This window comes from Streptococcus mitis subsp. hohhotensis (genome assembly GCF_000722775.1).
GTDB classification, from domain to species: domain Bacteria; phylum Bacillota; class Bacilli; order Lactobacillales; family Streptococcaceae; genus Streptococcus; species Streptococcus carlssonii.
In genome coordinates this window covers 141,062-155,302 of record NZ_JPFZ01000010.1, presented here as the reverse complement: position 1 = coordinate 155,302, position 14,241 = coordinate 141,062, and the positions used below count along the sequence as shown (strand labels likewise).

General features: G+C 31.8%; 11 protein-coding genes and 2 pseudogenes. All 13 read left to right on the top strand.

The genetic code is table 11. The annotated features are described in order from the left end of the window. The first annotated feature begins 15 nt into the window (after positions 1-15). The 13 genes and pseudogenes from SK608_RS08095 to SK608_RS08035 all read left to right on the top strand — a co-directional run bounded on the left by SK608_RS08095 (position 16) and on the right by SK608_RS08035 (position 13,914). Positions 16-891: a glycosyltransferase family 2 protein gene (locus tag SK608_RS08095; protein ID WP_033678052.1), complete on the top strand. Its 876-nt coding sequence runs from the start codon at positions 16-18 to the stop codon at positions 889-891. A 205-nt stretch (positions 892-1,096) separates the two neighbouring features. After that, positions 1,097-1,981, top strand: coding sequence for a glycosyltransferase family 2 protein (locus SK608_RS08090; RefSeq protein WP_033678050.1), 885 nt, complete (start codon positions 1,097-1,099; stop codon positions 1,979-1,981). After that, entirely contained in the window at positions 1,971-2,870 is a 900-nt protein-coding gene (locus tag SK608_RS08085) for a glycosyltransferase family 2 protein (protein WP_235202163.1), read from the top strand. The genes SK608_RS08090 and SK608_RS08085 overlap by 11 nt, the downstream gene beginning before the upstream one ends. A 355-nt stretch (positions 2,871-3,225) precedes the next feature. After that, a pseudogene (locus SK608_RS11795) lies at positions 3,226-4,221 on the top strand (sugar transferase); the annotation flags it as partial. A 132-nt stretch (positions 4,222-4,353) separates the two neighbouring features. Next, positions 4,354-5,463, top strand: coding sequence for an SP_1767 family glycosyltransferase (locus SK608_RS11790; RefSeq protein WP_350353733.1), 1,110 nt, complete (start codon positions 4,354-4,356; stop codon positions 5,461-5,463). Between the two features lie 27 nt (positions 5,464-5,490). Further along, on the top strand, positions 5,491-7,554 hold the full coding sequence (locus tag SK608_RS08070; protein ID WP_033678047.1) for an SP_1767 family glycosyltransferase: 2,064 nt from the start codon (positions 5,491-5,493) through the stop codon (positions 7,552-7,554). A gap of 14 nt (positions 7,555-7,568) precedes the next feature. Then, entirely contained in the window at positions 7,569-8,477 is a 909-nt protein-coding gene (locus SK608_RS08065; protein WP_050489929.1) for a glycosyltransferase family 2 protein, read from the top strand. 3 nt (positions 8,478-8,480) lie between these two features. Next, positions 8,481-9,365, top strand: coding sequence for a glycosyltransferase family 2 protein (locus SK608_RS08060; protein ID WP_033678045.1), 885 nt, complete (start codon positions 8,481-8,483; stop codon positions 9,363-9,365). Positions 9,366-9,383: 18 nt separating this feature from the next. After that, a complete protein-coding gene (locus SK608_RS11785) occupies positions 9,384-11,174 on the top strand; it encodes a glycosyltransferase family 2 protein (protein ID WP_235202162.1) in 1,791 nt (596 codons plus the stop codon). A gap of 113 nt (positions 11,175-11,287) precedes the next feature. Continuing rightward, positions 11,288-11,431: pseudogene (locus SK608_RS11505) on the top strand (IS5/IS1182 family transposase); the annotation flags it as partial. Positions 11,432-11,466: 35 nt separating this feature from the next. Continuing rightward, complete coding sequence (locus SK608_RS08045) at positions 11,467-12,249, top strand: glycosyltransferase family 2 protein (RefSeq protein WP_050489928.1); 783 nt, start codon at positions 11,467-11,469, stop codon at positions 12,247-12,249. Between the two features lie 164 nt (positions 12,250-12,413). Continuing rightward, a complete protein-coding gene (locus SK608_RS08040) occupies positions 12,414-13,232 on the top strand; it encodes a glycosyltransferase family 2 protein (RefSeq protein ID WP_235202161.1) in 819 nt (272 codons plus the stop codon). Between the two features lie 40 nt (positions 13,233-13,272). Next, positions 13,273-13,914 carry a glycosyltransferase family 2 protein gene (locus SK608_RS08035; RefSeq protein WP_050489926.1) on the top strand — a complete coding sequence of 214 codons (642 nt, stop codon included), beginning with the start codon at positions 13,273-13,275 and terminating at the stop codon, positions 13,912-13,914. Positions 13,915-14,241 lie beyond the last annotated feature (327 nt).

The window sequence follows — 14,241 nt, the reverse complement described above, 5'->3', positions numbered from 1 at the left end:
TAAGGTGATAAATATATGAGGAATGAATTAATCAGTATCATCGTACCGATTTACAATGTAGAAAATTATTTACGGCAGTGTTTGGATAGTATTCTAGATCAGACGTATGAACATTTCGAATGTTTGCTAATAAATGATGGATCTCCAGATAATTCAGCAGATATCTGTAAAGAATATGTTGATAAAGATGCTCGTTTCCATTATTTTGAGAAAGCAAACGGCGGTCTCGCATCAGCGCGTAATTTGGGAATTAAACAATCAAAAGGACAATTTATTACTTTTATTGATTCGGATGATTGGATTGAATTGGATTATTTAGAAGTATTGTATTCAAAAATAAAGGAATATAATACAGATTTTGTCATTTCATCTTATAATAAATTTGATATGGATGAATATTGTTTTTATCTTCACATTTGGGATCAGGATTATTATGAAAAAATATGGACTAGTCAGGAATTGCTAACTCAGCTGCCAAACCTTGAAAATTATGATGGTTCTTACACAGTTTCTTGGGGAAAACTATTTAAACGTTCCTTATTTGATGAGATATTATTTAATGAGCAACGGAAATTTGGAGAAGATTTCGAGTGCAGTTTTAAATTGTATTTAACCATGTCTAGTTGCTTATATATTCATAAGGCACTCTATAATTATAGAGTACATTCAGAGTCAATGTTAGGAAAAGCTTTGACAGAGAGACAGTTGATGGATGATATAGAGATTCGAGTAGGACGGTTGCCTTATCTCATAGTGAGAGGGATTGATGCATCACCATATATTTCAAATCTGAAATCCTTCATTCAATATAGGATAAACGGGAAGGAAAAGGTAGAGATAGAAAATTCAAATGCCTTACACATGTATCAAGAAACACTTAGAAATTTATAGGGTAATCAAATGAAAAATCAATTTTTAGGAGTAAATAATAATTATCGTGATAAGTTAGAGACGATTCCCCAGTCTATCTGCTTCTAAATAGAAATTTAAAATTTTTCACTTTTAAGACTAATAGAAGTCGTATATTTTCTTTAGAAGACCCAGAGAAAAAGATAAAGGTCATTCAGTAGTTTTTAGGAGAGTAGAGGTACAGGTAATGAATGAATTAATTAGTATTATAGTCCCAATTTATAATGTTGAGAATTATTTGAGACAGTGTTTGGATAGCATTATGAATCAAACATATCGAAATTTTGAGTGTTTATTAATAAATGATGGTTCGTCAGATAATTCAGAAGATATTTGTAGAGAGTATGTTTCTAAAGATTCTCGTTTTCGTTATTTTGAGAAAGAAAATGGTGGAGTATCATCGGCTAGAAATTTAGGTATTGAATGTTCGGGGGGGGCGTACATTACTTTTATTGATGCAGATGATTGGGTAGATTCTGATTATTTAGAAGTCCTTTACAATGCACTTATAGATGAGAATGCAGATATATCAGTATCTACTTATAAAAGGTTTCATATGGGGGATAATTGTTGGTATTTTCATTCTTCTCAGAGGGGATATGAAAAAAGAGTATTTACAAATCAAGAATTAATTGATGAATTTATAGATTTAAACACATTTGACCATTCGTATGGTTTTGTGTGTGGGAAATTAGTTCGCAAAGATCTATCAGATAATATTGCTTTTAATGAAATGACAACTCTTGGGGAAGATATGGAATATTGGTTAAAACTATATCTTATTTCTAACAAAGTTGTATATGTCAATAGAGATAGTTATATTTATCGTGTCGATAATATTAATAGACACTTTGGAGCAGAAAAAATTCGTAGTGATATTCAACAGCGATTGAATTTTATAGCATTTCTTGCGATTAGAGGTATAGATATATCAAAATATGTAAATAGTTGTTTATCTGTAATTAAATATCGAGTTGAGAAACTAAAGGAGTTACCTGTATATGATGCATCTGAGACTGTAAGGTGGCTTCATGAGGTTATGTTTTTGCTAGAAGGGAGAAGTGAATCATAAAATGTTGGAAAATGAATTAATCAGCATTGTAATTCCAATCTACAATGTAGAAAATTATTTGAGACAATGCTTGGATAGTATTGTTGCTCAAACATATCAAAATTTTGAGTGTTTACTAATAAATGATGGTTCGCCAGATAACTCTGCTGATATTTGTAGAGAGTATGTTTCTAAAGATTCTCGTTTTCGTTATTTCGAAAAAGAAAATGGTGGAGTTTCCTCAGCACGTAACCTAGGTATTGAACATTCTAAAGGAGAGTATATTACTTTTATTGATTCGGATGATTGGGTAGATTCTGATTATTTAGAAGTTTTATATACGACTCTTTTAGAAGAAGGAGCAGATATAGCTGTCTCTACTTATAAACAATTTAATATGGATGATAATTGTTATTATGTGCATTCTTATCAAAGAGGATATGAAAAACGAATTTTTGAAAAATATCAGTTGATTGAAGAATTACCTGTTTTGGAGCGGTATGACCAATCTTATGGAATAACGTTTGGGAAAATAATATCAAAAAAGGCTTTGGGAATAATTAGGTTTAATGAGTATACCGCTTTATGTGAAGATATGGAATTTTGGTATAAATTATATCTTGTTTCAAATAAAATAATATATATAAACAAAGATACTTATAATTATAGGAAGTATGGAAACGCTAGTTTGAAACATATTGATGCGAAGAACAAGTATAGTGATATCCAACAACGGTTAAGTTTTATTTCTATTTTAGCTACTAATGGTAGAAATATACGAGGTTATATAGAGAATTTACTTATTCACTTAGAAATTAGTCTAGAGGAATTAAAAAATAGTAACCAAGAATCAGATGAAACTTATAGATGGATTGAGGAGATATTGTTTTTATTTAAGGGTACTGAGTAGAGCGAATGAACTGAGAAAAAGTCTATTTTGCTTATGTATCTAAACCATTTATATAAAGCAAAAAGCTTTCAATTATTGATAATTTATATTGAAATGTAAGAAATTTTAAAAAATTCTAGTTTAATTATTTTTTATTCTACAGTATATTATGAGTTTATATACTTAGATGATTACAGTCGAGGTTTATTATACTTTATTAAGTAATGATACCTAGAAAGTTAAGTTTGTTGCTTGACTACTTAAAGTTGTTTGTGGTAGTGAAGATAGTTTTTGCTTTCATTTTAAATTAAAACACTAAAACACTTTCTACATTAGTGTTGCACTTTAAACACAACGAAAGGAATCAATTAGAAATATGAAAATCCATATTACCAATCTATATGGAATGGCTAGAGAAAGTACAGCAACCATTGCTCAAAATGCTGTTCAAAAAATTGCTACTCAACTAGGATTTAGAGAGTTAGGGATTTATTTTTACCATGCATCCGCTGAAACTGTAGAAGAGAGAAGTAGAAGATTAGATGGGATTCTAGCCAGTGTTTCAATGGGAGATGTGGTCATTTTTCAAACACCTACTTGGAATGGTCTAGAGTTTGAAAGAGAATTTTTAAGTAAGTTGAAACTTCTCAATGTGAAAATCATAGTATTTGTTCATGATGTGATTCCTCTGATGTTTAAAGCAAATGAATTTTTGATGCAGGATTATATCAATCTTTACAACATGGCAGATAGTATCATCTTACCATCAGAAGCTATGAAAGAGAAACTACTTCAACAAGGATTGAATGTTAAAAAAGTCATTTTTCAAAGAATGTGGGATCATCCTCATGATTTGGACTTACATGAACCTATATTTAAAAAAGAAGTTTATTTTGCAGGAAATTTAAGTCGTTTCCCAGAATTAAAAACTTGGGAGGGGACAGTTCCGCTAACTGTATTTTCAAATGAAGAACAGCTTTCTTTGTCGAATCAAGTTCATATTGCGGGCTGGAAAACTGATGAGGAAATGCTCTTAGGGTTATCAAAAGGTGGATTTGGGCTGGTTTGGACTACACATCAAAATGAGGAACAAAATATCGATTATTACAGTATGAATGTTTCTTATAAATTGAGTACTTACTTAGCGGCAGGCATTCCTGTCATTATCCCTGCTACCTTATCTAATTCGGACTTTATAGTAGAGCAAGGATTGGGATTTGTAGTTGATAACTTAGAGGAAGCCAACCTTTTGGTGGAACAATTATCAGAGGAAGCCTATCTTCAAATGTGTAGTAGAGTGCGTTATTTTTCCTTTTTACTAAGTCAAGGTTTTTTTGCAAAACAATTTTTATTGCAAGCAGTTTTTGAACTAGGGATTAGTAACAATCAACAATCACGAGGTATTCGACTATTGACAGTTACAAATAGTCAGGATTTAGAACAAATTGAATATCTAGTAGAACAGCTTCCTGAGTGTGATTTTAACATTGCTGCTAGAACTCTTATGGGACCACGATTGACAAACTTGGCTGAGAAAGAAAATGTTTACCTATATCCAGCTTCAGATTCAGAAAAAATTGAGGAACTATTAGACAAGACTGATCTCTATTTGGATATTAACTATGGTGGGGAAGTAGATGGGGTTTTTAACCTCCTGTCAGACAAATCTATTCCTAGTTTTGCCTTTTATAAAACACAAAATGGGGAAAAAGGACAGTATCTCTTTTCTATCAGAAATGTTGATGCTATGGTAACTGCAATTAGGAATTATGCTGAAACAAAACAGTTGCCCAATAAACCATTTGATTTTGAAGTGCAGACCATAGATGAAACACTTGATTATATTCTGGAGCATCAATCTTCAATAGCTCGATTTGGTGATGGCGAGGCTGCAATCATGCTAGGCCAATCTATTAATTACCAGAAATATGACCCTAAACTTGCAGAAGAATTGAAATTTATTTTTAATCAAGAAAGTAGTCCTACATTAGTCATTGGTTTACAAGAGGGGTTAAAAAATCGTTTCTCTTTTGTTCCGGACGCCTTAGCATTTTGGAGACAATATTTAGAGGATTATGAGGAATTTTATCTAGAGTATTGTAAAAATTCTTGGTACGGCTCAACTTTTATTTCCAGACCTTATATTGATTTTTTAGATAAATCAAAAGCAAAATCTCAATTTGAAAAGTTGAAAAAACTATGGGAAGGAAGAGATATCCTTATCGTAGAAGGCTATGCGTCTAGATCTGGGGTAGGAAATGATTTATTTGATGGTGCTAAGAGTATTAAGCGAATTATTTGCCCATCTCGACATGCCTATGATAAGAAAAATGAGATAATGGAAGCAATAATGAACCATGCTGATGGACGTTTAGTTTTGTTAATGCTAGGTCCTACAGCTAAGGTTTTAGCCTATCAACTTGCTACCAAGGGTGTGCAGGCAATTGATATTGGACATGTTGATTCTGAGTATGAGTGGATGCAGATGGGAGCTGAGACTAAGATTTTATTACACAATAAACATACTGCAGAGTTTAATCTAGATACAGAAATAGAATTAGCAGATGATGAAGCATATTTGAGTCAGGTTGTTGTAGACTTGAGTGCAGAATAGTATTAATCATGGGATTTCGGAGGAGAAATGACATCAGATAGAATTGCAATCGTTTTGATTGCTGATCAAGCTTATACAGAACAATTGACTGTGACCATGAAATCCATCATGTATCACAATAAATCAGTCGATTTTTATATCATTAATCAAGGTATTATGCCAGACTGGTTTAGAAAAATGAGACGTATAGTGAGAAATTTGGGAGGGGAAATTCACAATATTCCCTTTGATATGGGATTGATTTCAGCTGAGTGGAGAACACAAAATCACATTAGTCCGATTGCCTATGCTAAGTATTTTATTCCTCGCTTTATTGATAGGGAGAGAGTGCTTTATCTAGATACAGATGTTATTGTTAATGGCAGCTTAAACTCTTTTTTCTTAACAGATTTAAAAGGCTTTCCAGTAGCTGCTGTACGTGATGTGGATGGTAGTTTTAATGCTGGTGTTATGCTCATTGATAATCTACAATGGAAGGAATTATCAGTTTCAGATAAATGCTTAGAATTATCTGAAGGTGAGAAAAGTGAACATTGGGAATTAGAACATTTTAATGGAGATCAGACGATATTGAACTCTGTTTTTCAAGATAATTGGTTGGAGTTGGATAAGCGATTTAATGTTCAGGTAGGTTATGATTTAGTTGCTTTTTATAATCATTGGACAGAACATTTTAATCTAGATGATGAACCACTTGTGATTCATTATACAACTAATAGAAAACCATGGAATAGTTCGGTTTCTTACAGATTTCGTGAAAAATGGTGGGAATTTTATAATTTAGAGCTTTCTCAGGTATTAGCCCATCATCTAGGTGAATTTTCTTTAAAAAAAGAAAAGCAAGGATTAGATTTTCTTACATTAACTGGTACAGAAGAGCTTGAAGGAATTGAACATTTAGCAAGTAGCTTTCCAGAACATCGCTTCCATATAGCTGCTTACACTCCAGTAGGTTCATATCTGAATGGTTTAGGACAGTTAGATAATATCTATTTGCATCCAGAGTGCACTACAGCTACCTTGGAAGAATTATTTAAGGATATTGATGCTTATCTGAATATTAATTATGGGGATATAGATGAAGCTATTTTTACAAGAATGGAGCAACTGAAGAAACCTATTTTTTCATTCTATGCTACGCATAAGGGAAAGGTAGATCAGTATTTATTTCTGAGAAAAGAAATTGAAAAACTTGACGATGCTATTCGTTTACTTTCTGAAGTTGGAGTAGATAGATTTAGTCAAGTATTTAAACAAGAAGAATTATTTGATATTTCAGTCATGTCCATAGATGAAACCTTGGATGAACTGATGAAAACGGAGAAGTCTTTGGTTCGATTTGGGGATGGTGAGTTCAACCTGATAAATGGAAAAAGTATCGCATATCAGGAGTATCAAGAAGATTTAGCTCAAGAAATGAGAGAAATATTGTTACATGCAGGCGATATAGAAAATAAAGTATTAATTTGTTTACCGGAGATTTTTGAGATATTTAAGGGACATTTTCTCCAAAATGAAGATTCAGAAAAATTTTGGAAACAAGTTTTGGATGATTATGGCAGATTTTTCCAAGAGACTTGTCAGACAAAGGGATATGGTTCGACCTGGATTTCAAGACTCTATATTGATAATAAAGATAAGAGTCATGCTGTTACTCAATTTGAAAAGCTCAAATCTTTATTTGAGTATAAAGATATACTCATTGTTGAGGGAGCAACTACGCGATCAGGAGTTGGTAATGACTTGTTTAACAAAGCTCTCTCCATAAAACGCATTATTTGCCCTTCCCACCATGCTTTTTCTAAAGTGGATGCTATTCAGCAAGCCATTTTAGATCATGCGAAAGGACGACTAATTTTACTAATGCTTGGGCCAACAGCTAAAATATTGGCTTATCGCTTATCTCAATTAGGGTATCGTACCTTAGATCTTGGACATATTGATCCAGAGTATGAATGGATGAAAATGGGAGCAGAGACAAAGGTACAACTAAAATATAAGCATACAGCAGAATTTAATTTTGATCAGGGAATTGAATTTGTAGAGGATGAAGATTATAATAGTCAAATTGTTGTAGATTTGTCTAAGTAGAAAGGTGTAAATATATGAATTTTCCATTAATATCAATTATTATCCCTGTCTATAATGTTGAAGCATACATAGAACATTGTATTCATAATATTTTATCGCAGACTTATAGTAATTTGGAAATTATTATTGTGAATGATGGTAGTCCAGATGACAGTATAAAGATTGCAAAAGAGTTGACAAAAGATGATCCGCGTTTTATCTATATTGATAAGGAAAATGGTGGACAGTCGGATGCACGTAATGTAGGTTTAGATTGTGCTAGTGGAGACTATATCTTTTTCTGTGATCCAGATGATTTTATGTTTGAAAAAAGTATCGAGAATTTATACTATGCTAGTATTTTGACAAATGCTGATATGGTAGTAGGATCATTTTGCCACTTTAAAGAAGGGATGTTTTATTTGTATAATCCAGATAAAGATGGGGAAATGTTATCTCGTATATCAGCAAAAGAGGCTATTGAAGGTATGGATAGTATGGAAGATTACCCATTCCTTCGCTATTCGGCTGTATGGGGTAAGTTGTTTAAAAAGAATTTGTTTGAAACCATTCGTTTTCCTAAAGGGAAATATGCGGAAGATCAATTTATTATGTGGAGATTATATCTTGCAAGTGATGTGATTGTTCGCTATCAGTCAGATGTCTATGCATATAGAGTAAATTACAAGGGATTGACGCAAAATTATAATCTATCTCACTTGGATTTTATTGAAGCGATTGAGGAGCGTATTCATACCTTAATGAAGATGCCAGAATTAGATTATCCTATGGAATTGGCATTTAATCAGTATAAATTTGCTTTGAAGAGAAATCTTTCTATGTTGGAAGGGAAAGGTTTTATTAAAGAAGAAGCGGAATTACGAGAAAAAGTGGAATATGCTGATAAAGGGGAGTACCTATTTTTAAAAAATATTAGAGAGTAAGATATGGAAAATCAATTAATTAGTATTATTGTGCCGGTTTATAACGTTGAAGAGTATCTTAAACAATGTTTGGATAGCATTTTAGAGCAGACGTTTAGCGATTATGAAGTTATCTTGGTAAATGATGGTTCGACAGATAACTCAGGTTTAATTTGTCAAGAATACGCTAAAAAAGATTCACGTATTCGTTATTTTGAAAAAGAAAATGGAGGTCTTTCGGATGCTCGGAATTATGGAATTGAACAGGCGCAGGGAGAATACCTTACATTTGTTGATTCGGATGATTTTTTAGATAAAATGCATCTGAATGTTCTGTATACTGCATTAGTAAGCAATAATGTAGACATCTCTATCGTAAACTATGCTAATTATCAGACCTCTACTGCTACTTTCTATCTTCATACATTTGGAGAGTACTATGAAAAAAATTATAGTTCAGAAGAATTATTAGATAATTTAGCTATTCTTGAAAGAAATGATTTGTCGTTTTCTACTATATGGGGAAAATTGTACAAGAGGAGTGTATTTTCATTTTTACGCTTCCCCAAAGGTGTTATAGGTGAAGATGTTGCATTAATATATAAAATTTACACTCAAGTAGACAAAATTGTATATGCTCACAAAGACACTTATATTTATAGAGAAAATGATTCTGGAATAACTAAGAGCAAGATTTATCCTTTAGTCACTGCTCAACTAAATCATATAGCAGAACGTTTAGCTCTTTTATCTATTATGGGATATGATGTGACGAGGCATTTTGATCGTTACATAACCTTCTTGAAAATTACAGAATATAACATGAGAATGATTTGGGGTATGGAAGATACAGAAACATATCGCCATATTAAGGAAAATTTATTATTGATTTCTCAGGATGAGAACTAGATAATGAGAGGGAATAATATGAGAGAAACTCAGGTAAGCATCATAATACCAGTATATAATGTAGAGAATTATCTAAGATCGTGTTTGGATAGTGTCCTATCACAAACTTATAAGGATTTTGAAGTTCTGATGGTAAATGATGGCTCAACAGATGGCTCAGGAGCTATCTGTCAAGATTTTGTAGAACGTGACAGCCGCTTCCACTATTTTGAAAAGGAAAATGGGGGATTGTCTGATGCTAGAAACTATGGACTTGATAGAGCTAAGGGACATTATATCACTTTTCTAGATTCGGATGATTTTCTCTTTGAAGATTATTTAGAGAATTTATACTACGCTAGTCGGTTAAGTGACTCAGATATCACAATAGGAGGGTATTGTCGATTTGGTGACTCGAATTTTTACTTCTATAATGATCGTTTTAAGAGTGATTCATTGGTAGCATTTAAAGATTTTCAAGCTATTCAATATCTAGATTCAATGCTTGATGTTACATTTATAACCTTTTCTACCGCTTGGGGAAAATTATTTAAACGAGAGTTATTCAGTGAGCTCCGCTTTCCCTACGGGAAATACGCAGAGGATCAATTTTTAATCTGGAGATTGTATATGAAAGCTGATAAAATTTATGTTTTTAATGGAGCTTCCTATGTTTATCGTATGAATCCTTCAGGATTGTCTAATATTTTCACTCTCAAGCATTTAGATTATATTGATGCTCTTGAAGAGAGAATAAAAGATACAAAAGATATTGAAGGTATAGAGATTCAGAATTCCTTTAATATGTATCGCTATGTGTTACAGAGAATATTAGGGCAATTAGAAGAACATGATTATATTGATGAGGCAAAGGAAGTACGTAAAAAATTAGAGTTGGCTGAACAAGGACAATATCCATTTTTGTCAGATGAAGTTAAAGAGATTGAAGTAGAAAATGGTGGGGAACTAATTAGTATTATAGTTCCAATTTATAATGTCGAAAACTACCTCCGAATGTGTTTGGATAGTATTGAACATCAAACTTATTCAAATATCGAAGTTTTGCTGATAAATGATGGCTCACCAGATTCATCTGGAGAGATATGCCAAGAATATGTTGCTAGAGATAGCAGATTTCACTATTTTGAAAAGGAAAATGGAGGACTATCTGATGCACGAAATTATGGTATTGAAAGATCAAATGGTATGTATCTAACCTTTGTTGATTCGGACGATTGGTTGAGTTTAACTTATGTGGAAGATTTATATCAAGCAGCTATTCGAAATGATGCAGATACTGTTGTCTCACATTATACTATCTATAATGAGAGTGATAGAAATTATTATGTTCATATTTGGGATGATTACTATGAAAAGAATTATACTGGAGAAGAACTGGTATTGGAACTCCCATCGTTGGAATTAAACGGATATGTATATATAACTAGTTGGGGAATTTTGTTTAAGAAGGAATTGTTTAATAATATTAGATTTCCTAAAGGTAAAGTGATAGAAGACTCTCGAACAAATTATAAATTGTTTTTTAGATCAAACAAAGTTGCATATATTCATAAAGAAATCTACTACCATCGAGAAGGAATAGAAAGCATCGGAAGTGGTGTAAATGAGAGACTTTTAACAGATGTTTTAGAATGCTTGTTAGAAAGATTAGCAATTTATACTATAAAAGGATGGAATTATTCCGATGAAAAGAATAATGTCTTGGGGTGTTTGAGATTACGATATCAACAAGCAAAAGAAAATGGATTGCAGAATACAGAAATTTTTAGGAGATATACGGAAATATTATCATTAGTAGATGAAAGTTAAATAGTATAGTATTAGTCATATAAAGATGTATCTTCAAGTTAATAATAGACTTATTTGGGAACCATATAGTTCATAACTATGCTATACAATAGTTATGAAAACTGTTTATGAAAAAGCAATGTAATAGAGAAAGGGATGCAATATGTATAGAAGTTGAGAATTTTAATGTTAAGTTTAAAACTTTTCAGAATATGGTACAAGTTTATCGTAATCGAAGAAAAAGATTTGAACTAAGAACTGAGTTGAGAAGAGTGTAAGTTTGAGTGTATAAAAATAGTTAAAGGAAAAAAATATGGGAGATTCAAGGGAATTAATTAGTATTATCGTTCCTATTTATAATACTGATTGCTATTTACGTCAGTGTTTGGGTAGTATCATTAATCAAAGTTATAAAAATTTTGAAGTGCTTCTTATTAATGATGGATCAGTTGACGATTCTGCAATGATCTGTAAAGAATTTGCAGAAAAAGATTCTCGAATACGCTATTTTGAAAAAGAGAATGGTGGAGTATCTTCAGCACGTAACTTAGGTTTGAAAAATGTAAAAGGTAATTATATTACTTTTGTAGATTCAGATGATTGGGTTGAAGAAAATTATTTAGAAGTACTGTATAATGCTCTTAAAGAAAATGAGGTAGATATTTCCATTTCAGCTCATAACTACTTTAATATGGATGATAATCTGTATTACTTACCATCCTATTCGGAAGAACAATTACATACTTTGGATATTGGAAAAGTATCTAGAGATGAGTTTTTAGAACTTTTTCCAGAACTATCTTCATTAAATCATGATTTTAATTGTGCTGTATCTAAATTGTTCAAGGCGGATGTGGTAAAGAATCTATTGTTTGATGAGTCGGTTAATTATGGGGAGGATTTAGATTTCTTTTTTAAGTTGTATTTAAAAGTGTCCTCCGTTTATTACGTGAATCAACCAACTTATATTTATAGGCAACATCAAAGGAGTGCTTCGAATAATTGCTTAGAATCACATGCCATTTCTGAAATTAGAATATATGAGAAGATATTAAAAAAATTACGGAATTACATATTCCGAATAATCGCTATATAGAAAAATTTAAGATTATTTTATATTTTAGATTGAGTCAATTTCCAGATTCTCAAGTGTTAAAATCTTATGAGTCTTTTATTTCTGTAATGTCAGACAGTGTAATGTATTCTCAGTCTTTGATTAGTATCATAGTGCCAATTTATAATGTCGAAAACTACCTTCGAATGTGTTTAGATAGTATTGAACATCAAACTTATTCAAATATAGAAGTTTTATTGATAAATGACGGTTCACCAGATTCATCTGGAGAGATTTGCCAAGAATATGTTGCTAGAGATAGTAGATTCCGCTATTTTGAAAAGGGAAATGGGGGATTATCTGACGCACGAAATTATGGTGTGGCTCGTGCAAAAGGAAAATTTCTTACTTTCATAGATTCAGATGATTGGGTTGAAGCGACATATATTGAAGATATGTATCAAGCTGCTTTAAAAAATGATTCTGAAATTGTTATTTCAAACTATGCACAATTTGACGTTAAAGAAAACCATTATTTAATCCATGTATGGGATGACTACTATGAAGAAACCTATGAAGGGGAGGAGTTAATTAATAAACTCCCTTTGTTGGAACCACGTGATTACTCTTTTGTAACGAGTTGGGGAATTCTTTTTAGTCGAAGTTTATTTGATAATATTAGGTTTCCCAAAGGTAAACTTACAGAAGACAGTCGAACAAATTATAAATTATTTGCGAAATCATCTCGTAGTACTTATATTCATAAATCTTTATATATATATAGGATAGGTAGAGAAGGAAGCATTGTTAATACAGTAACTGAGAAGCTATTAATAGATAAGTTAGAGTGTGTATTAGAACGTTTAGCTATCTATACCATAAAGGGATGGAATAGTTTCGACGAAAAGGAGAACACCTTAAGTAACATAAGACAGGGATGGGAATCGGCTAAAGAAAATGGTCTGCAGGATACTGAAATTTTTAGGAGATATACGGAAATATTATCATTAGTGGATGAAAGTTAAATAGTATAGAACTCATTAGAATTACAGCAAAGGAATGAAAATGTCAGAATTAGTTAGTATTATAGTTCCAATCTATAATGTCGAGAACTATCTTCGAATGTGTTTAGATAGTATTGAAAACCAAACCTATTCAAATATAGAAGTTTTATTGATAAATGATGGTTCACCAGATTCATCTGGAGAGATTTGCCAAGAATATGTTGCTAGAGATAGTAGATTTCACTATTTTGAAAAGGAAAATGGAGGACTATCTGATGCACGAAATTATGGTATTGAAAGATCAAATGGTAAGTATCTAACCTTTATAGATTCAGATGATTGGGTTGAACCAACATATATTGATGATATGTATCAAGCTGCTTTAAAAAATGATTCTGAAATCGTTGTTTCAAACTATACACAATTTGACGTTAAAGAAAACCATTATTTAGTTCATGTATGGGATGACTATTATGAGGAAACATATGAAAGGAAAGAGTTAATTAATCGACTCCCTTTGTTGGAACGACGTGATTATTCTTTTGTAACGAGTTGGGGGATTCTTTTTAATCGAAGCTTATTTGATAATATTCAGTTTCCAAAAGGTAAACTTATAGAAGACGGTCGAACAAATTATAAATTATTTGCGAAATCATCTTGCAGTACTTATATTAATAAATCTTTGTATATATATATAGGATAGGTAGAGAAGGAAGCATTATTAATACAGTAACTGAAAAGCTCTTAATCGATAAGTTAGAGTGTGTCTTAGAACGTTTAGCTATCTATACCATAAAGGGATGGAATAGTTTTGACGAAAAGGAAAACACTTTGGGGTACATAAGACAGGGGTGGGAAGCAGCAAAAGAAGCTGGTTTGCAAGACACTGAAATTTTTAGGAGATATACAGAAATATTGAACCTTATAGATAATAAATAAAAGAATTAAGGGGGTCCAATGAACTGATAGTGGATAAAAATAATCTATTTGATTCACTAATATAGCTCTTTTTCATTATTTCCCTGAGGGA